Origin of the sequence: Neorhizobium sp. IRS_2294, assembly GCF_050500145.1 — a bacterium.
Classification (GTDB): Bacteria; Pseudomonadota; Alphaproteobacteria; order Rhizobiales; family Rhizobiaceae; genus Neorhizobium; species Neorhizobium soli.
This window is the reverse complement of sequence record NZ_CP191439.1, coordinates 2,010,213-2,034,347: the sequence shown is the minus strand read 5'-3', so window position 1 is coordinate 2,034,347 and position 24,135 is coordinate 2,010,213. Positions and strand designations below refer to the sequence as shown.

General features: G+C 60.3%; 27 protein-coding genes. 22 read left to right on the top strand and 5 right to left on the bottom strand.

The features are described 5' to 3' along the window. The first annotated feature begins 149 nt into the window (after positions 1-149). The 3 genes from ACQY1K_RS09870 to ACQY1K_RS09860 all read left to right on the top strand — a co-directional run bounded on the left by ACQY1K_RS09870 (position 150) and on the right by ACQY1K_RS09860 (position 3,612). A complete protein-coding gene (locus ACQY1K_RS09870) occupies positions 150-1,928 on the top strand; it encodes an acetolactate synthase 3 large subunit (protein ID WP_082471955.1) in 1,779 nt (592 codons plus the stop codon). Positions 1,929-1,998: 70 nt separating this feature from the next. Next, positions 1,999-2,571: an acetolactate synthase small subunit gene (gene ilvN / locus ACQY1K_RS09865; protein WP_062456299.1), complete on the top strand. Its 573-nt coding sequence runs from the start codon at positions 1,999-2,001 to the stop codon at positions 2,569-2,571. Positions 2,572-2,601: 30 nt separating this feature from the next. Beyond that, positions 2,602-3,612, top strand: coding sequence for a capsular biosynthesis protein (locus ACQY1K_RS09860; RefSeq protein ID WP_430257228.1), 1,011 nt, complete (start codon positions 2,602-2,604; stop codon positions 3,610-3,612). Here the strand turns inward: ACQY1K_RS09860 and ACQY1K_RS09855 are convergent. Beyond that, entirely contained in the window at positions 3,609-4,451 is an 843-nt protein-coding gene (locus tag ACQY1K_RS09855) for an aldo/keto reductase (protein ID WP_430257227.1), read from the bottom strand. The genes ACQY1K_RS09860 and ACQY1K_RS09855 overlap by 4 nt on opposite strands. 196 nt (positions 4,452-4,647) lie before the next feature. Between ACQY1K_RS09855 and nthA the strand changes: the two genes are divergently transcribed. The 6 genes from nthA (at position 4,648) to ACQY1K_RS09825 (ending at position 8,217) form a co-directional block, all read left to right on the top strand. Further along, positions 4,648-5,307: a nitrile hydratase subunit alpha gene (gene nthA, locus ACQY1K_RS09850; RefSeq protein ID WP_430257226.1), complete on the top strand. Its 660-nt coding sequence runs from the start codon at positions 4,648-4,650 to the stop codon at positions 5,305-5,307. Continuing rightward, the gene (gene nthB, locus ACQY1K_RS09845) at positions 5,304-5,963 is read left to right on the top strand and encodes a nitrile hydratase subunit beta (protein WP_430257225.1); all 660 of its coding nucleotides are present in this window, start codon (positions 5,304-5,306) and stop codon (positions 5,961-5,963) included. Before nthA ends, nthB begins: the two co-directional genes overlap by 4 nt. Next, the gene (locus ACQY1K_RS09840; RefSeq protein ID WP_430257224.1) at positions 5,950-6,339 is read left to right on the top strand and encodes a nitrile hydratase accessory protein; all 390 of its coding nucleotides are present in this window, start codon (positions 5,950-5,952) and stop codon (positions 6,337-6,339) included. Before nthB ends, ACQY1K_RS09840 begins: the two co-directional genes overlap by 14 nt. A gap of 45 nt (positions 6,340-6,384) precedes the next feature. Further along, positions 6,385-6,573 carry a type II toxin-antitoxin system HicA family toxin gene (locus tag ACQY1K_RS09835; RefSeq protein WP_174196548.1) on the top strand — a complete coding sequence of 63 codons (189 nt, stop codon included), beginning with the start codon at positions 6,385-6,387 and terminating at the stop codon, positions 6,571-6,573. Between the two features lie 3 nt (positions 6,574-6,576). Then, a complete protein-coding gene (locus tag ACQY1K_RS09830) occupies positions 6,577-7,008 on the top strand; it encodes a type II toxin-antitoxin system HicB family antitoxin (protein ID WP_092660675.1) in 432 nt (143 codons plus the stop codon). 84 nt (positions 7,009-7,092) lie between these two features. Then, complete coding sequence (locus ACQY1K_RS09825; protein WP_062456323.1) at positions 7,093-8,217, top strand: ATP-dependent DNA helicase; 1,125 nt, start codon at positions 7,093-7,095, stop codon at positions 8,215-8,217. Positions 8,218-8,223: 6 nt separating this feature from the next. Here ACQY1K_RS09825 and ACQY1K_RS09820 read toward each other — a convergent pair whose 3' ends face one another. Then, positions 8,224-8,940 carry a MerR family transcriptional regulator gene (locus tag ACQY1K_RS09820; RefSeq protein WP_430257223.1) on the bottom strand — a complete coding sequence of 239 codons (717 nt, stop codon included), beginning with the start codon at positions 8,938-8,940 and terminating at the stop codon, positions 8,224-8,226. A 340-nt stretch (positions 8,941-9,280) separates the two neighbouring features. On the opposite strand from ACQY1K_RS09820, the gene ACQY1K_RS09815 reads away from it, so the two are divergent. Then, the gene (locus tag ACQY1K_RS09815; protein ID WP_430257222.1) at positions 9,281-10,033 is read left to right on the top strand and encodes a pyridoxine 5'-phosphate synthase; all 753 of its coding nucleotides are present in this window, start codon (positions 9,281-9,283) and stop codon (positions 10,031-10,033) included. A gap of 277 nt (positions 10,034-10,310) precedes the next feature. Beyond that, entirely contained in the window at positions 10,311-11,576 is a 1,266-nt protein-coding gene (locus ACQY1K_RS09810) for an NAD(P)/FAD-dependent oxidoreductase (protein WP_430257221.1), read from the top strand. A 53-nt stretch (positions 11,577-11,629) separates the two neighbouring features. Here the strand turns inward: ACQY1K_RS09810 and ACQY1K_RS09805 are convergent, their stop codons facing one another. Together ACQY1K_RS09805 and ACQY1K_RS09800 are read right to left on the bottom strand one after the other, a co-directional pair. Beyond that, complete coding sequence (locus tag ACQY1K_RS09805; RefSeq protein ID WP_430257220.1) at positions 11,630-12,574, bottom strand: bifunctional helix-turn-helix transcriptional regulator/GNAT family N-acetyltransferase; 945 nt, start codon at positions 12,572-12,574, stop codon at positions 11,630-11,632. A gap of 85 nt (positions 12,575-12,659) precedes the next feature. Continuing rightward, a complete protein-coding gene (locus tag ACQY1K_RS09800) occupies positions 12,660-13,544 on the bottom strand; it encodes an SDR family oxidoreductase (RefSeq protein ID WP_430257219.1) in 885 nt (294 codons plus the stop codon). A gap of 117 nt (positions 13,545-13,661) precedes the next feature. Here ACQY1K_RS09800 and ACQY1K_RS09795 point away from each other — a divergent pair, with 117 nt between their 5' ends. Beyond that, positions 13,662-14,069 carry a winged helix-turn-helix transcriptional regulator gene (locus ACQY1K_RS09795; RefSeq protein WP_430257218.1) on the top strand — a complete coding sequence of 136 codons (408 nt, stop codon included), beginning with the start codon at positions 13,662-13,664 and terminating at the stop codon, positions 14,067-14,069. A 51-nt stretch (positions 14,070-14,120) separates the two neighbouring features. Here the strand turns inward: ACQY1K_RS09795 and ACQY1K_RS09790 are convergent, their stop codons facing one another. Next, positions 14,121-15,170: an NAD(P)-dependent alcohol dehydrogenase gene (locus ACQY1K_RS09790; protein ID WP_430257217.1), complete on the bottom strand. Its 1,050-nt coding sequence runs from the start codon at positions 15,168-15,170 to the stop codon at positions 14,121-14,123. Positions 15,171-15,359: 189 nt separating this feature from the next. Between ACQY1K_RS09790 and ACQY1K_RS09785 the strand changes: the two genes are divergently transcribed. From ACQY1K_RS09785 to ACQY1K_RS09740, 10 genes are all read left to right on the top strand, one after another. After that, on the top strand, positions 15,360-16,265 hold the full coding sequence (locus tag ACQY1K_RS09785) for an AraC family transcriptional regulator (RefSeq protein ID WP_062456341.1): 906 nt from the start codon (positions 15,360-15,362) through the stop codon (positions 16,263-16,265). Between the two features lie 167 nt (positions 16,266-16,432). After that, positions 16,433-17,083 carry a TetR/AcrR family transcriptional regulator gene (locus ACQY1K_RS09780; protein ID WP_113165431.1) on the top strand — a complete coding sequence of 217 codons (651 nt, stop codon included), beginning with the start codon at positions 16,433-16,435 and terminating at the stop codon, positions 17,081-17,083. A gap of 39 nt (positions 17,084-17,122) precedes the next feature. Continuing rightward, a complete protein-coding gene (ilvC, locus tag ACQY1K_RS09775) occupies positions 17,123-18,142 on the top strand; it encodes a ketol-acid reductoisomerase (RefSeq protein WP_062456348.1) in 1,020 nt (339 codons plus the stop codon). A 194-nt stretch (positions 18,143-18,336) separates the two neighbouring features. After that, positions 18,337-18,654 carry an FtsB family cell division protein gene (locus ACQY1K_RS09770; protein WP_062581006.1) on the top strand — a complete coding sequence of 106 codons (318 nt, stop codon included), beginning with the start codon at positions 18,337-18,339 and terminating at the stop codon, positions 18,652-18,654. A gap of 183 nt (positions 18,655-18,837) precedes the next feature. Then, entirely contained in the window at positions 18,838-19,896 is a 1,059-nt protein-coding gene (pdhA, locus tag ACQY1K_RS09765) for a pyruvate dehydrogenase (acetyl-transferring) E1 component subunit alpha (protein ID WP_062456352.1), read from the top strand. A 19-nt stretch (positions 19,897-19,915) separates the two neighbouring features. After that, positions 19,916-21,370, top strand: coding sequence for a pyruvate dehydrogenase complex E1 component subunit beta (locus tag ACQY1K_RS09760; RefSeq protein WP_092660693.1), 1,455 nt, complete (start codon positions 19,916-19,918; stop codon positions 21,368-21,370). Between the two features lie 10 nt (positions 21,371-21,380). After that, entirely contained in the window at positions 21,381-21,674 is a 294-nt protein-coding gene (locus tag ACQY1K_RS09755) for a hypothetical protein (RefSeq protein ID WP_092660695.1), read from the top strand. Position 21,675: 1 nt separating this feature from the next. After that, positions 21,676-23,073, top strand: a complete 1,398-nt coding sequence (locus ACQY1K_RS09750) for a pyruvate dehydrogenase complex dihydrolipoamide acetyltransferase (protein WP_430257216.1) — start codon at positions 21,676-21,678, stop codon at positions 23,071-23,073. A gap of 123 nt (positions 23,074-23,196) precedes the next feature. Next, positions 23,197-23,439, top strand: a complete 243-nt coding sequence (locus tag ACQY1K_RS09745; protein ID WP_062456364.1) for a hypothetical protein — start codon at positions 23,197-23,199, stop codon at positions 23,437-23,439. Positions 23,440-23,486: 47 nt separating this feature from the next. After that, positions 23,487-24,125 (top strand): SGNH/GDSL hydrolase family protein, encoded by a 639-nt coding sequence (locus ACQY1K_RS09740; protein ID WP_092660701.1) that lies wholly within the window; start codon positions 23,487-23,489, stop codon positions 24,123-24,125. Positions 24,126-24,135: the final 10 nt, after the last annotated feature.

Here is a 24,135-nt window from a genome sequence, read left to right as displayed (position 1 = left end):
GGTGGGAACGCGCATGGGCAGGACGGTGTAACCGTCCGGCGATAGCCACCCATGCGCGGAAAGACAGGCTCCTTAAGGGGCCTTTTTTTATGTCTTCAAACCGGCTCGGAGGAGCCGCCGGTAAATCCAGAAGTGAACGGATGACGATGATGACGGATACGAATAACAGGATGACGGGCGCAGAGATCGTCCTGAAGGCGCTGAAGGATAACGGCGTCGAGCATATTTTCGGCTATCCCGGCGGCGCGATCCTGCCGATCTATGACGAAATCTTCCAGCAGGATGACATCAAGCACATCCTCGTCCGCCACGAACAGGGCGCCGGCCATGCGGCCGAAGGCTATGCCCGTTCGACCGGCAAGGTCGGTGTCATGCTCGTCACGTCAGGTCCAGGGGCCACCAACGCGGTTACGCCGCTGCAGGACGCGCTGATGGATTCGATCCCGCTCGTATGTCTGACCGGCCAGGTTCCGACTAACCTGATCGGCTCGGATGCCTTCCAGGAAGCCGATACGGTCGGCATCACGCGCCCCTGCACCAAGCACAACTGGCTCGTCAAAGACGTCGACCAGCTGGCCGGTGTCATCCACGAGGCGTTCCGTATCGCCCAGTCCGGCCGTCCGGGACCTGTTGTCGTCGATATCCCCAAGGATATCCAGTTTGCGACCGGCACCTACACGCCACCGGGCGCGACACCTGCGAACAAGAGCTACGCGCCCAAGCTTGCCGGCGATATGCAGGCAATCGAGGCAGCCGTCCAGCTGATGGCTTCGGCCCGTCGGCCGATCCTCTACACAGGCGGCGGCGTCATCAATTCCGGTCCGGAAGCATCGCGTTTGCTGCGCGAGCTGATTGAGCTGACGGATTTCCCGATCACCTCGACGCTGATGGGGCTCGGCGCCTATCCGGCATCGGGCAAGAACTGGCTCGGCATGCTCGGCATGCACGGTTCCTATGAAGCCAACATGGCGATGCATGACTGCGACGTCATGGTCTGCGTCGGTGCGCGTTTCGACGACCGCATCACCGGACGCCTGAATGCGTTTGCGCCGAACTCGCGCAAGATCCATATCGATATCGACCCGTCTTCGATCAACAAGAATGTCCGCGTCGAGATCCCGATCATCGGTGATGTCGGTCATGTTCTGGAAGAGATGGTTCGCCTGTGGCGCGCCCTGCCGCAAAAGCAGGACAAGGCGCAGATCTCCGACTGGTGGAGCGAAATCCAGAGCTGGCGGGGTCGCAAGTCGTTTTCCTACAAGAACTCGACCGACGTCATCATGCCGCAATACGCGGTCGAGCGTCTCTACGAGGCGACGAAGGGTCACAAGACCTTCATCACGACCGAGGTCGGCCAGCACCAGATGTGGGCGGCACAGTTCTTCGGTTTCGAAGAGCCGAACCGTTGGATGACATCGGGTGGTCTCGGCACGATGGGTTACGGCCTGCCGGCAGCTCTCGGCGTTCAGGTCGCGCATCCCGATGCGCTCGTCATCGACATTGCCGGCGACGCGTCGATCCAGATGTGCATCCAGGAAATGTCCTGCGCGATCCAGCACGATCTGCCGGTCAAGATCTTTATCCTGAACAACCAGTATATGGGCATGGTGCGCCAGTGGCAGCAGCTGCTTCACGGCAACCGCCTGTCGAACTCCTATACCGAAGCGATGCCTGACTTCGTCAAGCTGGCGGAGGCCTATGGCGCGGTCGGCATGTATTGCGACGATCCGAAGGAGCTGGACGACAAGATCGCCGAGATGATCGCAATCCGGCAGCCAGTCATCTTCGACTGCCGTGTCGCAAACCTTGCCAACTGCTTCCCGATGATCCCGTCAGGCAAAGCCCATAACGAGATGCTGTTGCCGGACGAGGCGACAGACGAAGTTGTTGCAACCGCGATCGACGCCAAAGGCCGTCAGCTGGTTTGATCGGCGCATCCGGGGCGTCAGCGGAGGGCTGGCGTCCTGAACCTATCTCTGAGGAAACGGACCTGAGACCATGAATGCACATCAGCAGCCGACCGGTTCTGCCTACTTCTTCCAGCCGGAAACGGCCAAGGTCGAGAGCCACACGCTTTCGGTTCTCGTCAGCAACGAGCCGGGGGTTCTAGCCCGCGTTATCGGGCTCTTCTCCGGCCGCGGCTACAACATCGAAAGCCTGACGGTTTCGGAGACCGAGCATGAAGCGCACCTATCGCGCATCACGATCGTGACCAACGGGACGCCGACCGTGCTCGAGCAGATCAAAGCGCAGCTCGAGCGCATCGTGCCTGTCCACCGGGTTCTCGACCTGACGGTCCGAGCGCGCGATCTCGGCCAGGACCGGCCCATCGAACGGGAAGTGGCATTGCTCAAGGTCGTCGGCCACGGCGACCAGCGCGCCGAGGCCTTGCGTCTCGCCGACGCGTTCCAGGCGAAGGTCGTGGACGCGACGATCGAGCACTTCATCTTCGAGATCACCGGCAAGTCGTCGAAGATCGATCAGTTCGTGGCGGTCATCAGACCTCTCGGCCTGATCGAGATCTGCCGCACGGGCATCGCCGCGATGAACCGCGGCTCGCAGGGCATGTAAGTGTCGGGCCGCGGCGCCGGGGATATTCCATTGCAAAAGGACTGGCTGCCGAAACCTGGAATGCGCATCGGTGCGACCTTCTATGTCCGGCAGTCCCAGCCCTTTTTGCGGCATTACTTCGGCGTAGAGGCGCTTGAGCCTACGCTTCGGCCGGGGATCGGTGGGATCGTTCTGTGGGGCGGTCGCGCTCCGGCAAAGGCGGCGAAGTTGATTGCCGCGCTGCGTGGGCTGCCGAGCTGGTATCTGGAAGACGGGTTTTTACGCTCGGTGGGCCTCGGCAAGCAGAACGCGCTGCCGATTTCGATCCAGATCGACGATCTCGGCATGCCGGTGAGGGCCGCCGTTCCCTCGCGCCTGGAAAAGGTGATCGCGGCATCTGCCGACGATTGGGATGCTGCATCCCTGGGCAGTGATATCCGCACTGCGCTGGTTTCTGAAAAGCTGTCGAAATACAACAACCTGCCGCATCGGGAGCTGAAACTCGAGAGATCGCGGCGAAAGCGCATCCTTCTGGTTGACCAGGTGCTCGGCGATGTTTCGGTGCCGATGGCGGGCGGCTCGCCGGACAGCTTTTCTCGGATGCTCAAGGATGCGATCGCGAGCGGTGCTCAATGCGTGGTGCGCACCCATCCGGATGTGATGGCCGGCTTCCGCAAGGGCTATCTGACCGAACAGGCAGCGAAAGCGTCCGGCGTGATTCTCCTGTCGGATGCAGTCTCGGTTCCCTCCATTCTCGATGTGGTGGATGAAGTCTGGACGGTCTCCAGCCAGTTCGGGCTGGACGCGCTCCTGCGCGAAAAGCCGGTGCGGTGTTATGCCGGTCCGTTCTATGCGGGCTGGGACCTGACCGAAGATCACCTCGGTGGGGGCGCGCAGGCCACTCTGTCTCGTCGGACCGCCCGTCCCACCATCGATCAGCTGGCAGCGGCAGCCTTCGGCCTCTACCCGGTCTATCGCGACACGAAGAGTTTTGCCGAAATCGACGTCTTCAAGGCGATCGAGACGGTCGCGGACGAGCGCCGACGGCTGAATCTCGACTAGAGCATCTCCAGCGGCTGCTTGCGTTCCGGCGGCGGGAAGGCGGCGTCGAGAGCCTCCCAGTCCTCGTCGCTGATGTCGAGGTCGACAGCAACGGCATTCTCCTCGACGCGCGACGCGGTCGAGGATTTCGGAATCGCGATCACCTTGTCCCGCTCCAGCAGGAAAGCGAGCGCCACCTGCGCTGGCGTTGCCTGGTAGGCTTTGGCGATGCGGATCAGTTCCGCATTGCGCAGGATCCGTCCCTGTTCGATCGGGGAATAGGCCATGACCGGAATCTCGTGCTCCTGGCACCAGGGCAAGAGATCGTATTCGATGCCGCGGCGCGACAGATTGTAGAGTACTTGATTGGTCGCGCAGTTGCGTCCATCCGGCACCGCCATCAGTTCTTCCATGTCGGCGGTGTCGAAATTGGAGACGCCCCAGGCGCCGATCTTGCCGTCGCGGCGCAGAGCCTCGAACCCGGCGACGGTTTCTTCGAGCGGATGCTCGCCGCGCCAGTGCAGAAGGTAAAGGTCGAGCCGATCCGTTTTCAACCGTTCGAGACTGGCCTCGCAGGCCTCGATCACACCGCGGCGGCTGGCATTCCAGGGATAGACCTTGCTGACCAGAAACACCTCGTCGCGTCGGCCTTCGATGGCTTTTCCTGTCAGCTCTTCCGAAGCGCCTTCGCCATACATTTCCGCCGTGTCGATCAGCGTCATGCCAAGGTCGAGGCCGCGGCGCAGACTTTCGATCTCGGCCTTCGCGTCGTTCGGGGACTCGCCCATCTTCCAGGTTCCAAGGCCAAGCGCTGGAACCGAGATGCCGGAGGGCAGGGTGACGGTTGGAATATCGGGCATCTTCGACCTCGCTGATGAGTGATCTGATGTCAGATAAGGCGCTCTGCCGTGATGCCAAGCCTCCGGTTCGTCCGGTGGCGGCAAAGGCTTGCCGGGCATGAGGAAGGCGCATACGCTGAACCGACGACGACAACGTTTGCATCTCCTCGATGCGGACGTTGGCAAAGGTATCCCGCAGCGATCATGAGGTCCCGCCATGCACGAAGATCACGAGACCGATCACCACGACCACCATGGCCACGCTCACGGTCACGGTCACTTTCACGACCACGACAACCGCTACACCGACATGCAGGCGCGGGTGAGGGCGCTTGAGACGGTGCTGGTCGAAAAGGGCCTTATTGATCCGAAAGCAGTCGATGCGATCGTCGAGACCTACGAGACGAAGATCGGGCCGAAGAACGGCGCCCGCGTGGTAGCGAAAGCATGGAGCGATCCGGTGTTTGCGGACTGGCTGAAGGCAGATGCCACGGCGGCGATCGCCAGCCTCGGCTATACCGGCCGCCAGGGTGAGCATTTGCGCGCCGTATTCAACACCGTGGAGACCCATAACCTCATCGTCTGCACGCTCTGCTCCTGTTACCCGTGGGCCGTGCTTGGCCTGCCGCCGACCTGGTACAAGGCGCCGGCCTATCGCTCCCGTGCGGTGATCGATCCACGCGGCGTGCTGGCCGAATTCGGCTTGGCTCTTCCCCAGGAGACGAAGATCCGCGTCTGGGATTCGACGGCGGAACTGCGCTACCTCGTCATTCCTGAACGACCTGACGGGACGGACGGGCTGGACGAGCAAGCGCTTGCCGCACTGGTCAGCCGTGACGCGATGATCGGTACCGCGATCGCAGGGGTGCCGTCATGAACGGCCCGCACGACCTTGGCGGACAGATGGGTTTCGGGTTGGTGGCACCTGACAGCAACGAGCCCTATTTCCATGCGGACTGGGAACGCCGCGTGCTGGGCCTGACGCTCTCCTGCGGTGCATTTGGCGCATGGAACATAGATGAAAGCCGGCATGCGCGCGAGAATATCCCACCGGCGAGCTATCTCTCGGCCAGCTATTACGAGATCTGGACCCGGGCGCTGGAAGTGCTTCTGGAACGGCACGGTTTTGCGACCAGCGCGGAAATTGCCTCGGGCACAAAACAGGTCGAACCGGCGGTGCCCAAACGCATCTTGAAAGCCGAGATGGTTGCGGGCGTGCTTTCCAAAGGCGGGCCGTGCGACCGGCCGCTGGAGACAAGGCCAGCCTTTGCCGCGGGCGATCGTGTCCGCACGAAAAACTTCAACCCGGAGACCCACACGCGATTGCCGCGTTACGCACGCGCCAAGACCGGCGTGGTCGAGGCGGTGCAGGGCGCTTTCGTGTTCCCGGATGACAATGCCCATGGCAAGGGCGAAAACCCGCAATGGGTCTATACCGTCGTTTTCGATGCGTCAGAAATCTGGGGCGAGGGCGCCGATCCGACGCTGACGGTTTCCGTCGACGCCTGGGAGAGCTATCTTGAGCGCTTCTGAACATAGATGCGATAGCAAAACCGACCTTGCGGATTCGCCGGGCTTGCCGGTGTCACCGGAGGGTGATCCGGTATTTCCCGAGCCCTGGGCGGCCGAAGCCTTCGCGATGACCGTGCACCTGCACGAGCGCGGCGTGTTTACTTGGCCGGAATGGGCAGCGGCATTGTCGCGCCAGGTCCATCAGCCCGGCAGGGCAGACGATGGAAGCGATTATTTCGACTGCTGGGTGGCAGCGCTATGCGACCTCCTCGAAGAGAAACGTGTCGCCGACGAAGCGACGATCCTTAACCTACAGCAAAGCTGGCAGCGCGCGGCGGAAACAACGCCACATGGCATGCCGATCGAGCTGAGGAACGATCCGCACCGACAGAGTTGAAAACAGGCATCTTGAAAATACACATCAAGTGTGTATAGATAGCCCATGAAGAGTGGCGACATCATCTCTGCGTTGAAGGCTGATGGCTGGTACGAGGTCGCCAGGAAGGGCAGTCATGTCGAGTTCAAGCATCCAAGGAAGCTTGGTCGGGTAACTGTCCCTCACCCTAAGCGAGATATTCCAGTCGGAACGCTCAAGAGCATCGAGAAGCAAGCCGGACTAAATTTGAGGTAAGCCATGCGCAATTATATCGCACTGATTCATAAGGATGCCGACAGCGATTTCGGCGTTTCCTTCCCGGATTTCCCCGGTGTTGTCACTGCTGGTCGGGATCTGGATGAGGCGCGGCGCATGGCTGAGGAAGCGCTGGCGTTGCATGTCGAAGGATTGCTGGAAGATGGCGATGCCATTCCTGAACCGGCTTCGCTTGATGCGGTGATGGAAAACCAGGACAACAGGGACGGTGTCGCCATCCTTGTTTCTCTAAAGACCGAGGGCAAAAAGGCTGTTCGCATCAACATCACGCTTCCCGAAGACATGCTCGCCTCGATCGACGCTTTCGCCGAGGCGAATGGATTTACCCGATCCGGCTTTCTCGCCCGTGCGGCCAAGCATGAGATGGAGTCAGCTCATTCGGGCAATGGCCGGAAGCGAGCGCTGGCCGTCTGAACCAGCTTCCTTCATCCCAGGCTTCCATTCATCTTTCGTTCTTTTCAGTTGCGCTGACGGGCAGAATCCTGCCAAGTCGCGGCCATGCAATTTGCGCCGCAACAAGACGAGGCCTTGAAGGCCGTTTCGAAATGGCTGAAGGAAGGCCGTAGCCAGGTTTTCCGTTTGTTCGGGTATGCGGGCACGGGCAAGACGACGCTTGCCAAGCATTTCGCCGAGCACGTCGATGGCGACGTGCTGTTTGCCGCGTTTACCGGCAAGGCGGCGCAGGTGCTGCGGTCGCGCGGCGCGCGCAATGCGAAAACCATTCACTCGCTGATCTATCGCCCGCGGGGCGAGGAGGAGGTTGAGAACGAGGAAACCGGCAAGACTTCCGTGTCGCCGATGTTCTCAATCAATCGCCAGAGCCCGCTCACCAAGGCAGCACTGATCGTCATCGACGAATGCTCGATGGTAGACGAACAGCTGGGGCGTGACCTCTTAAGCTTCGGCACGCCTGTTCTGGTTCTGGGTGATCCCGGCCAGCTGCCACCGGTCACGGGCGGCGGTTTTTTTACCGAGCAGGAACCGGATTATCTGCTGACCGATATCCATCGCCAGGCGCAGGACAACCCGATCATCCAGCTCGCCATGACCGTGCGCGAAGGCAAGGAGATCATGCATGGCGACTACGGCAAGGCGAAGGTCATTTCCCGCAACGAGGTGACGCAGGAACTGGTGATGGAGGCCGATCAGGTTCTGGTCGGAACCAACCGGACCCGCAAGCGCTACAACCAGCGCCTTCGCGAACTGAAGGGCTTTACCGCCGATTACCCACAGTCCGGCGACAAACTGGTCTGCCTTCGCAACGATCAGGTCAAGGGCCTTTTGAACGGGTCGCTGTGGCAGGTGATGAGTTCGTCGCGAGAAACCGTCAAACCCGGTATCAACCTGATGATCCGCCCGGAAGACGACGACATGGATCGCGGTGCAGCCAAGATCAAGCTGCTGAAGACTGCGTTTGAGAGCGACGAGGAAATTCCGTGGTCGACGCGCAAGCGTTATGACGAGTTCGATTACGGTTATGCGCTGACCGTACACAAGGCGCAGGGTTCACAGTGGCAGAACGTCGTTCTATTCGACGAGAGTTTTGCCTTTCGCGATACGCGGGAGCGCTGGCTCTACACGGCTATCACCCGCGCTGCCGAAACGCTGACGATCGTCCGCTAGAGCGGTTCAGTTGAGGACGACACCGGCCACCAGTGCCTTGGCGATTGCCTGAAAACGGTTGCTCGCCTCGAACTTGTCGATCAGCGCGATCTCGATTCGGCGCATTTCGTCGAGATCAATCTCAAGCTCGCGGGCTATCCTTGATGCGGAATATCCATCGCTCATCAACGACAGGCATCGGCGTTCGATATCGGCAAGCGGCGGACAGGCTGCACGCCGGCTGGTCTCGGCACGGTCGTCGGTGTCCTGCGACACCAGGGTCTCGATCTGCTGCATCTGCCGCCGGATCTGGGAGATCTCTGCGGTCATCTCCCGTTTGCGTTGTTGAAGTGCGGTACTGAAGATGTCGTCGGCCTTGGCCTGGCTGGCAGCTCCTGCCAGCTCCGACAGGAGGTCCTGGATCATCACGATGCCGATGCCGACCTCGCGGCAGGCCGTGATAACTGCCATGCGACGGATCTGATCTGATGCGTAAACCCGCATCGGGGCCGTTCCGCGTCCCGTTGCACGGCCTGCGACCAGCAGCCCTTTTTCCTCGTAGAAATGCAGTGTCCGGTGCGTTACGCCGAACAGGTCCGCCACGTCGGCAATCGGCACAGGCTGACCCGGCAGCTCGAACGGCAACTGGATTTGCGGGAAAAATCTGATCGCCAGGAATTCCGGCGACAACAGGCAGGAGGGCTGGGAAGTCTGGCTAGTTGCATCAAACAGGTCGCTTCGCATCGGATCCTTCGGTCGCTAGCTGGTCCTGCTCGATTGCATCCACAGGCCGCTTTATGCGTCATGATGAGCGGATGATCTTCGGTAAAAGGAATGCGGACCCGATTGATCGTGACAGCAGAATTCGCCTCGCCGGCCTCATGTGCCGCATCTTGCCGACTTGGCGAATTCTGCATGAAGACAACGTACGTAAAGTTTTAACGATTACTACTCCGGATTTTTGTAGATTATAATATGCTTATGTATCGGAAAGATCTATTTTCTACGTAATGTTCCCAAAAGGTGGTCAACACGCTGCGCATGTCCTAAAAGCAGGCTGACATTTCTCGCTTCGGACGCTGCCATGACCACTACGCTCTCCGTCAATCTCAATGCTGTCGCCATGCTCCGCAATCGCCGCGATCTTCCGTGGCCGAGCGTTGAAGCTTTGGGGCGGATTGCGTTGCAGGCCGGGGCATCCGGACTGACGGTTCATCCGCGTCCCGACCAGCGCCATATCCGTTTTTCCGATCTGCCGGTTTTGCGCGCCCTGATCGACGACGAATTCCCGGATGCAGAATTCAACATCGAAGGCTATCCGAGCGAGGATTTTCTGGCGCTGTGCGAACGTATCCAGCCGGAGCAGGTGACATTGGTGCCTGACGATCCGGCCCAGGCGACGTCCGACCACGGTTTCGATTTCCGTGCGACAGCCGAAATGTTGAAGCCGATTGTGGCGCGCTTGAAAAAGGGCGGCATGCGGGTTTCGCTGTTTGCCGATGGTGACGGCGAAGTCGAAGCGGTGGCGCTTGCCAAGGCGACCGGTGCCGACCGGATCGAACTTTACACCGGTCCCTATGGCGGCTGTTTCGACAATCCGGAACGCGGCATCGAATTTCTCGAGCTGTTGGGAAGGACTGCGGATGCTGCATTGGCGCACGGCCTTGGCGTCAATGCCGGGCACGACCTGACGGTCGACAATCTCCCCGCGCTGGTGAAGCGCATTCCGGCGCTTGCCGAAGTCTCGATCGGCCACGGGCTGACGGCCGATGCGCTGGAATACGGAATGGCCGAGACGGTGCGTCGTTTCTGCCGCGCCTGCGGTCAGACGATCTAACTGAACCCGCAGCCGCGGTTCTCTCTTCGACCATGAGGCTGTCAGCGTCTGGTACCGTCACGGCAGGCTTGTCACCGCGTGAAGGCGACGGGTCGGATGCTGACCCCACGCGGCGCTATCGAGCGCCTGAATGCCTTGCATCAGGCGGCTCCCTGCCTTGCACAAAAGGCAGATGGACAAAGTGCCGCAGTTCCGTTGACTGAGAACTTGATTAAGACCTGCATCATATTGCGCTGCAGCATTTCATTGTCATTCGTCATTCGGGGAAGCATCCATCGTGAGCAAGCATAGAGTTGTCGTCGTCGGGGGAGGTTTCGGGGGATTGCAGACGGTGCATGGGCTGAAAGGTGCCGATGCCGACATTACGCTCATCGATCGTCGCAACCATCATCTGTTCCAGCCGCTCCTCTATCAGGTCGCGACGACGGTGCTCGCCACGTCGGAAATCGCATGGCCGATCCGCAGGCTGTTCCGCGATCGGCGCGATGTCACGACGGTGCTCGATGAGGTTCTCGGGATCGACAAGGGTGCGAAGACGGTGAAGCTCGCGTCCGGCCGTATGGTGCCGTATGATACGCTTGTTCTCGCAACTGGCGCACGCCACGCCTATTTCGGCCGCGACGAATGGGAAAGTGTCGCGCCCGGCCTGAAGACGTTGGAGGATGCGACGACATTGCGCCGCCGCATCCTGCTCGCATTCGAGCGGGCAGAGATGGCGGAAAAGACGTCGGAGCTGGATTCCGAGCTGACATTCGCGATAATCGGCGCCGGTCCGACAGGCGTGGAAATGGCCGGCATGATCGCGGAACTCGCGAACAAGGTGCTGCCCAAGGAATTCCGCAAGATCGACACGACCCGCACGCGGGTGATGCTGATCGAGGCTGGCCCACGGGTGCTGCCGGCTTTCGCCGAAGATCTGTCGGCCTATACGAACACTGCGCTCGAAAAGCTCGGCGTCGAGGTTCATACCGGCAAGCCCGTCACAGCGATCACCGAGGAAGGCGTCACCGTTGGCGACGCGTTCATTCCCTGCAAGACGGTGATCTGGGCAGCCGGTGTTCAGGCATCGCCCGCTGCGCGCTGGATCGGCGCGTCGGCGGACCGCGCCGGGCGCGCCGTTGTCGGTCCGGATCTGTCGGTAACAGAGCAGCCTGAGATCTTTGTGATCGGCGATACCGCGCTGGTCTCGCAGGACGACGGCAAGCCGGTGCCCGGCATCGCGCCGGCCGCCAAGCAGCAGGGTGAGTACGTCTCGAGTGTCATCAAGACCCGGCTCGCCGGCAAGCCTGCGCCGGCGGCGTTCCACTACCGTCACCAGGGCAGTCTCGCGACGATCGGCAAACGTGCGGCAGTGATCGATTTCGGCAAGTTCAAGCTGACGGGTGGACTTGCCTGGTGGATCTGGGGGCTTGCCCATATCTACTTCCTGATCGGCACGAGATCACGCGCCGCCGTTGCCTGGAGCTGGCTGTGGATTTATCTGTCCGGCCAGCATAGCGCGCGGCTGATCACCCAGAAGGAAACGCTGAAGGACGAGTCCTGATCGTCTGGCAGGGTATGGATCCTCGGGCGTGATCCAGGGATCCAAGCACGATCTCAGACATCGGCGCGTGGAACGTCCGTCAGATCGAGTTCCCAGGTCTGGCCGATGCATTCCGGGCCGAACATCGCATGTCTCTCCTCGGCGACAAGCGTGAAGCCGGTGGCCTCGTAGATGTGAAGGGCAGCCTTCAGCACGTCATTGGTCCACAGCGACAGCTTGGCATAGCCTGCCGCCTTCGCGAAGGCGATTGCTTGCTCGACAAGGGTCCTGCCAAGGCCGAGGCCACGGCCTGCGGGATCGACATAAAGGACGCGCAGCTTGGCGATGTTTTCGCCAGCGTCAGCGACCAGAACCGAGCCTATGCGCTGTCCGTCTCTTTCGGCAATCCAGCACCGCTCCCTGTCCGGATTGAAGTTCTGGATGAACCGTCCCGCCACCTCGGCGACGAGACCTTCGAACCGGTCGTTCCACCCGTATTCCCGCGTATAGGCGACCGACTGCGCCTCAATCAGCCAGCCCATGTCGCCGGTTCGGTGTTCACGGATCACGACCGGTGCCGTGGAGCGCTCTGTGGTTGCCAGGATGCCGTGGATGGTAGCCATCGCGGTGACCAGTCTGTCTCGATCACCGTCGCTGACGCCGGAAAGCTCGCGGGCGATCTGCGCTCTCGATCGCGTGCCGAGCATTTCGTATTCCGCTTTCCCCGGCGCGGTAATCGTCAGGATTTGACTGCGCCGGTCCAACGGGTCGGGTTCGCTCTCGAGAAAGCCTGCTTCGCGGAATTTCTTCAGGATGCGGCTGAGATAGGCAGGATCGAGCCCGAGTTCACGGTTGAGCTCGGTGGCCGAAATTCTTTGGCTCGCGCCGATCTCGTAGAGGATGCGCGCTTCCGTCAGCGTGTGGTCGGTATCGAGGTACCCTTTCGACAGCACGCCGAGCTTGTTGGTGTAGAAACGGTTGAAGGCGCGGATTGCCTCGAAGGTCTCTGCTCTAGACATGATGATCCTCCCATCCAGGAGGGTAGATGTTCCGGTATTTAATTGACTGAGTCAACTAAATACCGGAACTAGGTCGCCTGTTGTCTTACGCGGTGAGGTCGGCCTTGCGGCTGTCTAAATAGGACGCAAGCGATTGGGGCTTTGCACCTGTCAGCGTCTCGTAATCGTCGGTCACCAGATCAAAGTTGCCCGCCTTGATATTGGCGTCGGCGGATACCAGCATCTTGATCAGGAAGTCGGGAAGCCCCGCATTGGCCATTCCGCCTGCAAGTTGCTCCTCGGTGACCTTGACGACCGCAAGCGGCTTTCCCGTGACCTTCGAAACCAGTGATGCGATCTCGTCCGCGCTGAGGCTTTCCGAGCCCGTCAATGTCACCGTCCTGTTGCCGGCCGGGGGATTGGCGAGCGCTGCTGCGGCGGCGCGGGCGCAGTCATCGCGCGCGATGTTGGAAAGCTTGCCGTCGCCCATGGCCGTGTACCAGGTGCCGGTCGCGAGGTTATGCGGCATCGACATCAGGTAATTGTCGCCGTACCAGGCGTTGCGCAGGATCGTGTAGGACAGCCCCGTCGCCTTGATGGCCTCCTCGGTCCCGAGATGATCCGGCGCGAAGCTCACCAGCGATCTGTCCGGGTTCGGCATAGATGTGTAGAGGATGTGCTTGACGCCGGCCTTTTCAGCAGCGGCAACGGCAGCCTTGTGCTGCTTGAGGCGACCGCCCGGCGTGGCGAGATCATCGGTCGAGATGATCAGCACGCGATCGATCCCTTTGAACGCCTCCACCAGCCCGGCTTCGTCGGTGAAATCCGCCTTGCGGGTTTCGATACCCTTGGCCGCAAGCTCCGACAGTTTGGACGGATCGCGGCTTGCGGCAACGATATCGCCTGCGGAAACCTTCGATGTCTCCAGGAGGTGATGAAGAACGGCGCGGCCGAGCTGACCGGCGGCACCGGTGACGAGAAGTTTGGTCATCCTGCGTTTCCTATCTTTGTAAGTCTCAAAAAGAGACTAACACTAGAATAGGAATTGACGACCTCCTGTAAAGGAGGCAGTTTTGAGGGAGATCGTTACCAAAAGGGAACCACCGCGATGGCCGTTACCGCAAGCAAGCCGACGCTGGCTGAGCGACCCTGTGACACCTCGACCTGGGATGCCGGGAACTGTCCGGTCCGGGACGTGATGAACCAGATCGCAGGCAAGTGGTCGACGCTCATTCTTCAGGCGCTTTCGGAAAAGCCGTACCGGTTCGGCGAACTGCGGCGGCTTGTGCCCGATATTTCCCAGCGGATGCTGACGCAGACGCTGCGGGATCTGCAGCGCGACGGTTACATCGATCGGCAGGTGTTTCCGACCAAGCCGCCAAGCGTCGAATACCGGATGACGCCGCTAGGCTACTCGCTGTTTGAACCACTCTCGGCAGTGCTTGCGTGGGCGGCAACCAACCACGCCAACGTCAGGGCGGCACGGTCGAAGTTCGACGCGGGCGATCTTCGCTAACACAAAGGGCGGCCCGAAGACCGCCCTTGTCATTGCACTATACCAAACGGATCAGGCGTCGAGCGATGCCATGTCGATGACGAAGCGGTAGCGCACGTCGCTCTTCAGCACGCGCTCATAGGCTTCGTTGACGTCCTGGATCTTGATCATCTCGATTTCCGAAACGATGTCGTGCTTGCCGCAGAAATCCAGCATGTCCTGGGTTTCCTTGATCGAGCCGATCATCGAACCCGACAGGCTCTTGCGGCCCGGGATCAGCGAGAAGGCATGAACCGGGATCGCATGCTCCGGTGCACCGACAATGACCATCGAGCCGTTGACCTTGAGCAGGCCGAGATAGGCGTTCCAGTCGATCGCCACACCTGCGGTGCATATGATCAGATCGAAGGTACCGGCAAGCTTGGTGAAGGTTTCCGCGTCGCTCGTCGCGTAATATTCCTTGGCGCCGAGCTTCAGGCCGTCTTCCTTCTTGGAGAGGCTCTGCGAGAGGACGGTGATATCAGCGCCCATCGCGGCACCGATCTTGACGCCCATATGGCCGAGACCGCCCATGCCGACGATCGCGACCTTCTTGCCAGGGCCAGCCTGCCAATGGTGGAGCGGCGAATAGAGCGTGATACCGGCGCACAGCAGCGGAGCGGCAGCGTCGAGCGGAAGATTTTCCGGGATCGACAGGACATAGCCTTCCTTGACGACGATGTGATCGGAATAGCCGCCCTGGGTGGCCGCATTGCCGTTCAACGTATCGACATCGTTATAGGTCTGGACGAGGCCTGGCATATACTGCTCGTTGTCGACATCACGCGCTGCGCAGCCGACGCAGCTATCGACGAAGCAGCCGACGCCGACGCGGTCGCCGACCTTGAATTTGGTGACGGCCGAACCGACGGCGGTAACGATGCCGGCGATCTCGTGACCGGGAACGATCGGGTAGACGGCGTTCTTCCATTCGTTGCGGACGGTATGGATGTCGGAATGGCAGATGCCGGCGAATTTGATATCGATCACCACGTCATCTTCGTTCGGCTCGCGGCGCTCGAAGGTAAACGGTGTGAGCGGCTTGGTGGCGTCGGTCGCGGCATAGCCTCGTGCAATAGCCATGGAAAACTCCATTCATTTTCAGTTGAAATCAACTGCCGGACTATGCCGATCCGTCGTCACAAGCGTTAGATCGATCCTGCAAGCTTCTTGCACGATCCTACAAATTCCGTTTTCGGATACTACCTCTGTCTTGTGCCTGATATGGATTTGCCATGTCAGTGCCGGAACGCGCGACGGTGGTGAGACTTCATGACAATTTCCTTCATGCCCTATCAGGAACTGACGGCACTCGCTGCCCGGCATGCGGTCGAAGGCAATGACGGCACGACTGCGATCGAAGGGTTGCGGCTGCACCGATGTTCGGCTCCAACAGCGCCGCTTCATACGGCCTATTCTCCCAGTTACACGCTGGTGCTACAGGGCTCCAAGAGCCTGACGCTTGGCCGTGAGACGTATCGCTATGGCGTCGGCCAGTATCTGCTGACCTCGCTCGATCTGCCCGTCGCGTCCTGGGTGGTGGAGGCCAGCGGCGATATTCCCTACTACTGCCTCTGCCTTGATCTGAAGATGGAGCGGCTCCACGAATTGTTCGACCGTATCAACTTCCAGCCAGACTCTCTGGCAAGTGAGGGATACCGCGGGTTGACGGTCAACCATGCGTCGCCTGATCTGATCGATGCGACAACCAGACTGGTGCGGTTGCTTGATACGCCATCCGATATCGCTGCGATGGTGCCGCTTATCGAACAGGAGATCTTCTACCGCCTGCTGACCTCGCCCGATGGGCCAAGGCTTGTCCATATGGCCATGTCGGAAACGCAGAGTTCCAGAATCGCACGAGCCGTCAGTTGGTTGCGATCAAATTTCCATCGTCCGCTCAAGATCGAGGATCTGTCGGATCACGTGGGAATGAGCCCGTCCTCGTTCCACCATCACTTTAAGGCCGTGACGGCTCTCACGCCTGTCCAGTTCCAGAAGCATCTCCGCCTTCATGAGGCGCGCCGGTTGATGCTGGTCGACGGGCTGGATGCAGGCAATGCCGGCCACCGCGTCGGTTACCAGAGCCCGTCCCAGTTCAGCCGCGAATATGGCCGTCTCTACGGCATGTCGCCGAGCCGTGACATCAGCGCAGTGCGTGAGCCGTCCGCCGGCTGACGCGGATTAGCGAGAGTTCTCTCCCGGCTTGGCCGACACCGATTCTTCCCGCATCTTATTCGCGTGACCCGCCAGAAGCACTTGACGGGCATGTGAAATCATTTATACCGGCAGAACCGTACCGTACGGTACTTCAGAGGTGAGCCGTGAGAACCGAAACCGCAGACATGCCCGACTTTTCGCCGCGCCAGAACGAGGTTCTGGAGCAGGCGCTGCGTCTGCTCGTCGAAGGCGGTGAGAAAGCACTCACCACATCCGGGCTTGCACGCGCTGCAAGCTGCTCGAAGGAAAGCCTCTACAAGTGGTTCGGTGACCGCGAAGGCCTGCTGGCGGCGATGATCGCCCATCAGGCCGCCAAGGTCCGCACTTTCGAGCGCTCCGGCGAGCGGCTGAGTGCCGAGCTTCTGCGCGAGCATCTCGAACTTTTTGCACGCGATCTGCTGGAGGTTCTCTCCGGCGACGTGTCGCTGGCGCTGAACCGGCTGGCGATCGGCCAGTCCGGACCAGGTGCCGGACCGAACGGATCCAAGCTCGGCAAACTGCTGGTCGAGCATGGCCGCCGCCAGATCGATCGTCGCGCCATGGCGCTGATCGATGCGGGCAAACGGGTAGGGCTCCTGCGGTTCGACAACGCGGATGCCGCCTATCATACGCTTTACGGCCTGATCGTCTCCGACCTGCATGTCCGCATGCTGCTCGGCGAACCCGGGCTGAAGGATACTGCACGTCAGGCGGAAAGAGCCATCGATGCCTTTCTGTCGCTGTATCGCACCGAGAAACAGCCGCTGGAGGTGTCACGCACCTCCGCGGCCCGCTAATCATCAACAACAGTTACGTTCATAGGGAAGGAACATACGATGCGCGTTTATTACGATCGGGATGCTGATCTCAATCTCATCAAGTCCAAGAAGGTTGCCATCATCGGTTACGGTTCGCAGGGTCGCGCCCACGCGCTGAACCTGAAGGACAGTGGTGCCAGCAATGTCGTCATCGCCCTGCGTGCCGATTCGCCGACCGTCAAAAAGGCCGAAGCCGATGGCTTTAAGGTCATGACCGTTGCCGAAGCTGCCGCCTGGGCAGATCTGATGATGATGGCGGCTCCCGACGAGCTGCAGGCAGACATCTACAAGGCCGACATCGCCGGCAACATTCGCGACGGCGCTGCCATCGCTTTCGCCCACGGCCTCAACGTCCATTTCGGCCTGATCGAGCCGAAGGCTTCGGTCGACGTCGTCATGATCGCACCAAAGGGCCCGGGCCATACGGTTCGTGGCGAATACCAAAAGGGCGGCGGCGTTCCTTGCCTCGTTGCCATCGACCAGAACGCGTCCGGCAATGCGCTTGAGATCGCTCTCTCCTACGCTTGTGGCGTTGGCGGCGGCCGGTCCGGCATTATCGAGACCACGTTCAAGGAAGAGTGCGAAACCGATCTGTTCGGCGAACAGGCTGTTCTCTGCGGCGGTCTCGTCGAACTGATCCGCGCCGGTTTCGAAACGCTGGTCGAAGGCGGTTATGCGCCTGAGATGGCCTATTTCGAATGCCTGCACGAAGTGAAGCTGATCGTCGACCTGATCTATGAAGGCGGTATCGCCAACATGAATTACTCGATCTCCAACACGGCCGAGTGGGGCGAATACGTCACCGGTCCGCGCATCATCACCGCCGAGACAAAGGCCGAGATGAAGCGGGTTCTGACCGATATCCAGACCGGCAAGTTCACGTCCGACTGGATGCAGGAATACCGTGCCGGTGGCGCCCGCTTCAAGGGCATCCGCCGCATGAACGACAAGCACCAGATCGAGGAAGTCGGCACCAAGCTTCGCGCCATGATGCCATGGATCGGCAAGAACAAGCTGGTTGACAAGGCCGTCAACTAAGCGATTGTTGCAGATTGAAACGGAGGCCGGAGCCAAAAGCTCCGGCCTTTCGCATTTCTGGGTGACGTCGAGCGGGTGAAGTCGCCGGTCGAGGCTCCCCGGTCAACCATTGCTTAAGCAAGTTCTGCGATTCTCTCTCGCAGTTCGGATCGATCCTGATCCAGTTTAGCGTAATGGGTAGGCGTCTCGTGAGCATGTGGACCAAGCATCACAAGAAAAGAAAATTCGGTCGTTTCGTCCTGCCTGCCATCACGATCGCATTCGTTTCCTATTTCGGATATCATTCCGTGCATGGCGAACTCGGGCTGATCGCGACGGAGAAATTCGAGAAGCGGCGGATCGAGCGGGTTGCCGAACTGACAAGGCTGACCGACGGTCGCAAGGCGTTGGAGCGTCAGGTCCAGCTGATGAGCGACGGGTCTCTCGAGAAGGACATGCTCGACGAGATCGCCCGCTACCAGCTCAACGTCTCCAAGCGCGACGAGATCGTGATCTTCAACAACTACTTCTGAATTAACCATAAGCTGGTTAATTTCACAATTCAGCAACGATATCAGTGATTTAATTTGGATGTGAGCCATGCAATTATGGCATTGCTGGTCCGTGCTTTCTTCCCTATGTTACGCTCCGAAACCAGGGTGCGTCATTTTGACATGATGTCCCCTTTATAAAGAGCAGCACACAGGGAGGGATCGATGGCGCAAGCTAAAACCGCGTCTACGTCCGGCCGCAAAACGGCGGCAAAGTCTGCAACCCAGAACGTTTCAAAGGATTTTACCGGCAAGAATATGTCGGACTTCGGCAAGGATGACGAGCTGCACGCGTATCGCGAAATGCTGCTCATCCGCCGCTTCGAGGAAAAGGCCGGCCAGCTTTACGGCATGGGCTTCATCGGTGGTTTCTGTCACCTCTATATCGGCCAGGAAGCTGTCGTCGTCGGCATGCAGATGGCGCAGAAAGAGGGCGATCAGGTCATCACCGCCTATCGTGACCACGGCCATATGCTGGCAACCGGCATGAGTGCCCGTGGTGTGATGGCGGAACTGACGGGGCGTCGCGGCGGCTATTCCAAGGGGAAGGGCGGCTCGATGCACATGTTCTCCAAGGAAAAGCAGTTCTATGGCGGCCACGGCATCGTCGGCGCGCAGGTGTCTCTCGGCACCGGTCTTGCTTTCGCCAATGCCTATCGCGGCAATGACAGCGTATCGGTCGCCTATTTCGGCGATGGCGCTGCCAACCAGGGCCAGGTGTACGAGAGCTTCAACATGGCTGCTCTCTGGAAGCTCCCGATCGTCTATATCGTCGAGAACAACCGTTATGCGATGGGCACATCGACCGCCCGCGCGACGGCGCAGTCGAACTATTCGCTGCGCGGCTCCGGCTTCGGCATTCCCGGCATCCAGGTGGATGGCATGGATGTGCGCGCCGTCAAGGCCGCCGGCGACGAGGCGCTCGCTCACTGCCGTTCCGGCAAGGGTCCGATCATTCTCGAAATGCTGACCTACCGCTACCGTGGTCACTCGATGTCCGACCCGGCCAAGTATCGCTCCAAGGAAGAAGTGCAGAAGATGCGCTCCGAGCAGGATCCGATCGAACAGGTGCGTCTGCGCATCCTCGACGGTGGCTGGGCGACCGAGGACGAACTGAAGGCGATCGACAAGGATATCCGTGACGTGGTCTCGGATTCTGCAGATTTTGCCCAGAACGATCCGGAGCCGGATGTATCCGAGCTCTACACCGACATTCTGCTCTGATCGCGGGGAGGGAACCTCAATGCCAATCGATATCCTGATGCCCGCGCTTTCTCCCACGATGGAAGAAGGCACGCTCAGCAAGTGGCTGAAAAAAGAGGGTGACAAGGTCACCTCCGGCGACGTGATCGCCGAAATCGAGACCGACAAGGCGACCATGGAAGTGGAAGCTGTCGATGAAGGCGTGATCGGCAAGCTGCTGATCGAGGCCGGCACCGAAAACGTCAAGGTCAATACCAAGATCGCAATCCTGCTTGCCGAAGGCGAAACCGCCGACGACATGAAGGCTGACAAGCCTGCACAGGAAAGTGCGCCCCAGGCAGACGCTCCGAAGGCAGACGCTCCGAAGGCCGATGCCGACACTCCGGCGGCGACCTCCGATGCTGCCGGCGGCAAGGCCCGCGAAGCCAAGGACGAGACACCTGCTGACGCCAAGGTTCCGGCCCAGCCGAAGATCGACGTCGCTGCCGATCCGGACATTCCGGCCGGCACCGAAATGGTGATGACCACGGTTCGCGAAGCGCTTCGCGATGCCATGGCCGAAGAAATGCGTCGCGATGGCGATGTGTTCGTCATGGGTGAGGAAGTCGCCGAATACCAAGGCGCCTACAAGATCACGCAAGGGCTGCTGCAGGAATTCGGCGCGCGTCGCGTCGTCGATACGCCGATCACCGAACACGGCTTTGCCGGCGTCGGCGTCGGTGCTGCCATGGCCGGCCTGAAGCCGATCGTCGAGTTCATGACGTTCAACTTCGCCATGCAGGCGATCGACCACATCATCAACTCGGCTGCCAAGACGCTCTACATGTCCGGCGGCCAGATGGGTGCGCCGATCGTGTTCCGTGGTCCGAATGGTGCCGCTGCCCGCGTCGGCGCGCAGCACAGCCAGGACTATGCCGCCTGGTACAGCCAGATCCCGGGCCTCAAGGTCGTCATGCCCTATACGGCTGCCGATGCGAAGGGTCTTTTGAAGGCTGCAATTCGCGATCCGAACCCGGTCATCTTCCTGGAAAACGAGATCCTCTACGGGCAGCAGTTCGAAGTGCCGAAGCTGGACGATTTCGTCCTGCCGATCGGCAAGGCGCGTATCCACAAGACCGGCAAGGACGTGACGGTCGTGTCCTTCGGCATCGGCATGGCCTATGCCACGAAGGCGGTTGCCGAACTCGAGAAGGACGGCATCGATGTCGAACTGATCGATCTTCGCACCATCCGTCCGATGGACCTGCCAACCGTCATCGAATCGGTGAAGAAGACCGGTCGTCTGGTCACCGTCGAGGAAGGCTATCCGCAGTCGTCGGTCGGCACTGAAATCGCCACCCGCGTGATGCAGCAGGCCTTCGACTATCTCGATGCGCCGATCCTGACGATCGCCGGCAAGGACGTGCCGATGCCTTACGCCGCCAACCTTGAAAAGCTGGCGCTGCCGAATGTCGGTGAAGTCGTTCAGGCGGTGAAGACCGTCTGCTACAAGTAAGGATCCGGTCATGCCGAAATCTTCTGTGAAGCAGATTCTGCCGGTTTCCGGTTCTTGGTTCCGAGTGATCGGCACCAAGAACAACCCGGTGTTTGAAAGAATTGTGTTCTGGGCCTTGGTCAAGACTGAAGACACCGAGGTGATCGTCGGTGTGCCGCGCGAAGAGATTGGCGTGATTGGTGCCGTAGACGGCTGGCTTGAAGACGTTGCCGGTTACATCGAAGTGACGCCTGAAGACGTCGCCCGGCTGACGGAACATCCTGACGAACTTGCCCAGTTTGAACTTGTGTGGGCGGAGGATTAACATGCCTATCAACATCACCATGCCTGCCCTGTCGCCGACCATGGAAGAGGGCAACCTCGCGAAATGGCTGGTCAAGGAAGGCGATACGGTCAAGTCCGGCGACGTGATCGCCGAAATCGAGACCGACAAGGCGACGATGGAAGTCGAAGCCGTCGATGAAGGCGTCGTCGCCAAGCTGGTGGTTCCGGCCGGCACCGAAGGCGTCAAGGTCAACGCCCTGATCGCCATCCTTGCGGTCGACGGCGAAGATGTTTCGGCTGCCGCTTCCGGCGGCGAGGCTCCGAAGGCTGAAGCCCCGAAGGCAGAAGCTCCAAAGGCTGAAGCAGCTCCTGCGGAGAAGGCGTCCGAAGCGCCGAAGTCCGAAGCCAGTTCCGACAAGCCGCTGACAGATGCCGCTCCGGCACCGTCGACGCCTGCTCCGAAGGCAGAAGACGGCAAGCGTGTGTTTTCGTCGCCGCTCGCCCGTCGTATGGCCAAGGAAGCCGGTCTCGATCTCACCGGCGTTACCGGCACCGGCCCACATGGCCGTGTCGTCAAGGCCGATATCGAGAAGGCCGCCGCTTCCGGTGGTGCAAAGTCTGCTCCGTCTCAAGCGACTTCGGCAACGGCCGGTGCCGCACAGGCTACAGCTGCGCCGATGGCAAAGGGTCCGTCGGACGACAACATCATGAAGCTGTTTGCGGAAGGCTCGTACGAGCTTCTGCCGCATGACGGCATGCGCAAGACGATCGCCTCGCGCCTGACAGAGTCGACCCAGACGGTTCCGTCGTATTTCGTTTCGATGGACTGCGAACTCGATGCCATGCTCAAGCTGCGCGCCGAGATCAATGCGTCCGCGCCGGTGAAGAAGACGGAAAAGGGTGAGGTTCCGGCCTTCAAGCTTTCCGTCAACGACTTCATCATCAAGGCGATGGCGCTGGCGCTTCGGGATGTTCCGATGGCGAACGCCTCCTGGACGTCTTCTGCCCGCGTCCTGCACAAGCATGCGGATGTCGGCGTTGCCGTCTCGATCCCGGACGGTCTGATCACTCCGATCGTCCGCAAGGCCGAGACGAAGACGCTTTCGGTCATCTCCAACGAGGTCAAGGACCTTGCCAAGCGGGCCCGCGACAAGAAGCTGAAGCCGGAAGAATACCAGGGCGGCACCACGTCGGTGTCAAACCTCGGCATGTTCGGTGTCTCCAACTTCACGTCGATCATCAACCTGCCGCAGGCCTCGATCGTCTCCATTGGCGCCGGTGTCGAAAAGCCGATCGTTCGTGGCGGCAAACTCGAAGTCGGCACGGTGATGACGGCAACGTTCGCCTTCGACCACCGCGTCATCGACGGCGCGCTCGGCGCAGAGCTTGCCTCGGCCTTCAAGCGCTACATCGAAAGCCCGATGGGCATGCTGGTTTAAGAAATCTCGGCCGCGGCCTAAGTCGCGGCCGTTCCCATCGGTGAATGCGCTTGATGCGTGACATTTGTAAGCTGCTCCACCATATTTGATGGAGCGGAATACGGTCCGCTCAGGAGCACGTCGATGGCGAACGAACCGGTGGACATGATCATGCCGATGCTGCGTGAAATACGCGGTGAAATGCATGAGATACGCGGTGAACTCGGTGCCGTGAAACAGCAATTGCACAAGCTTGAGATCGGCCAGAAGAGTATTCGCAATGCGCTGACCGCCGATACAATGCTCTCGAAGTTCATGACCGGTGATTTCGAGGAGCGGATATCCGAGCTTGAAAGCAAGGTCGAGACGCTGATGAAGGGGACCTGACCTCGGCTGAGGCAGGTCGGCAGGGAATGACTGGGCGTATGGACACTATGAAAACCGTTCTCTGCTTCGGCGACAGTCTCACATGGGGGTATGACCCCGTTGGTCCCGGTCGTCACGCGTTCGAGGATCGCTGGACGAGCGTGCTCGGCGCCGCACTCGGAGACGAGGTCACGGTCATTGCCGACGGCCTGAACGGGCGCACGACCGGCTACGACGACCATCTCGCCGATTGCGATCGCAACGGGGTCAAGAATTTCCCGACCGTTCTGCATACCCATATGCCGCTTGATCTGGTCGTCATCATGCTTGGCACCAACGACATGAAGCCGGTCATCGCCGGGACGGCGCATGCGGCGCGGGCCGGGATCCAGCGGCTGGTCGCTTTGATCCGCCATCACGAATGGTCATTCGACTATGACGCACCTGACGTGCTGATCGTGTCGCCGCCGCCGCTTTGCGAGACCGGAGATCCGATCTTTTCGGCGATGTTCCAGGGCGGGATCGAACAATCGTCGATGCTCGCCTCGCTTTACCGCGATCTCGCCGATGAACTCGGTTGCGGCTTCTTCGATGCGGGATCGGTCGCGAAGACCAGCCCGCTCGATGGTGTGCACCTGACGGCTGAAGATACCCGCGCCATCGGCCGTGGGCTTGAGCCGATCGTCCGGATGATGCTCGGCATCTGACCCAAGAATT

Bases quoted from the DNA above. Each gene is read 5' to 3' on its own strand.
- pdhA (WP_062456352.1), top strand. From the start codon at position 18,838: ATGGCGCAAGCTAAAACCGCGTCTACGTCCGGCCGCAAAACGGCGGCA.
- ACQY1K_RS09820 (WP_430257223.1), bottom strand. From the start codon at position 8,940: ATGCGAAGCGACCTGTTTGATGCAACTAGCCAGACTTCCCAGCCCTCC.
- ACQY1K_RS09785 (WP_062456341.1), top strand. From the start codon at position 15,360: ATGACAATTTCCTTCATGCCCTATCAGGAACTGACGGCACTCGCTGCC.
- ACQY1K_RS09795 (WP_430257218.1), top strand. From the start codon at position 13,662: ATGGCCGTTACCGCAAGCAAGCCGACGCTGGCTGAGCGACCCTGTGAC.
- ACQY1K_RS09740 (WP_092660701.1), top strand. From the start codon at position 23,487: ATGAAAACCGTTCTCTGCTTCGGCGACAGTCTCACATGGGGGTATGAC.
- ACQY1K_RS09870 (WP_082471955.1), top strand. From the start codon at position 150: ATGACGGATACGAATAACAGGATGACGGGCGCAGAGATCGTCCTGAAG.
- ACQY1K_RS09855 (WP_430257227.1), bottom strand. From the start codon at position 4,451: ATGCCCGATATTCCAACCGTCACCCTGCCCTCCGGCATCTCGGTTCCA.
- ACQY1K_RS09745 (WP_062456364.1), top strand. From the start codon at position 23,197: ATGGCGAACGAACCGGTGGACATGATCATGCCGATGCTGCGTGAAATA.
- ACQY1K_RS09780 (WP_113165431.1), top strand. From the start codon at position 16,433: ATGCCCGACTTTTCGCCGCGCCAGAACGAGGTTCTGGAGCAGGCGCTG.
- ACQY1K_RS09830 (WP_092660675.1), top strand. From the start codon at position 6,577: ATGCGCAATTATATCGCACTGATTCATAAGGATGCCGACAGCGATTTC.
- nthA (WP_430257226.1), top strand. From the start codon at position 4,648: ATGCACGAAGATCACGAGACCGATCACCACGACCACCATGGCCACGCT.
- ACQY1K_RS09755 (WP_092660695.1), top strand. From the start codon at position 21,381: ATGCCGAAATCTTCTGTGAAGCAGATTCTGCCGGTTTCCGGTTCTTGG.
- ACQY1K_RS09825 (WP_062456323.1), top strand. From the start codon at position 7,093: ATGCAATTTGCGCCGCAACAAGACGAGGCCTTGAAGGCCGTTTCGAAA.
- ACQY1K_RS09750 (WP_430257216.1), top strand. From the start codon at position 21,676: ATGCCTATCAACATCACCATGCCTGCCCTGTCGCCGACCATGGAAGAG.
- ACQY1K_RS09800 (WP_430257219.1), bottom strand. From the start codon at position 13,544: ATGACCAAACTTCTCGTCACCGGTGCCGCCGGTCAGCTCGGCCGCGCC.
- ilvN (WP_062456299.1), top strand. From the start codon at position 1,999: ATGAATGCACATCAGCAGCCGACCGGTTCTGCCTACTTCTTCCAGCCG.
- ACQY1K_RS09835 (WP_174196548.1), top strand. From the start codon at position 6,385: ATGAAGAGTGGCGACATCATCTCTGCGTTGAAGGCTGATGGCTGGTAC.
- ACQY1K_RS09815 (WP_430257222.1), top strand. From the start codon at position 9,281: ATGACCACTACGCTCTCCGTCAATCTCAATGCTGTCGCCATGCTCCGC.
- nthB (WP_430257225.1), top strand. From the start codon at position 5,304: ATGAACGGCCCGCACGACCTTGGCGGACAGATGGGTTTCGGGTTGGTG.
- ACQY1K_RS09770 (WP_062581006.1), top strand. From the start codon at position 18,337: ATGTGGACCAAGCATCACAAGAAAAGAAAATTCGGTCGTTTCGTCCTG.
- ACQY1K_RS09760 (WP_092660693.1), top strand. From the start codon at position 19,916: ATGCCAATCGATATCCTGATGCCCGCGCTTTCTCCCACGATGGAAGAA.
- ACQY1K_RS09790 (WP_430257217.1), bottom strand. From the start codon at position 15,170: ATGGCTATTGCACGAGGCTATGCCGCGACCGACGCCACCAAGCCGCTC.
- ilvC (WP_062456348.1), top strand. From the start codon at position 17,123: ATGCGCGTTTATTACGATCGGGATGCTGATCTCAATCTCATCAAGTCC.
- ACQY1K_RS09805 (WP_430257220.1), bottom strand. From the start codon at position 12,574: ATGTCTAGAGCAGAGACCTTCGAGGCAATCCGCGCCTTCAACCGTTTC.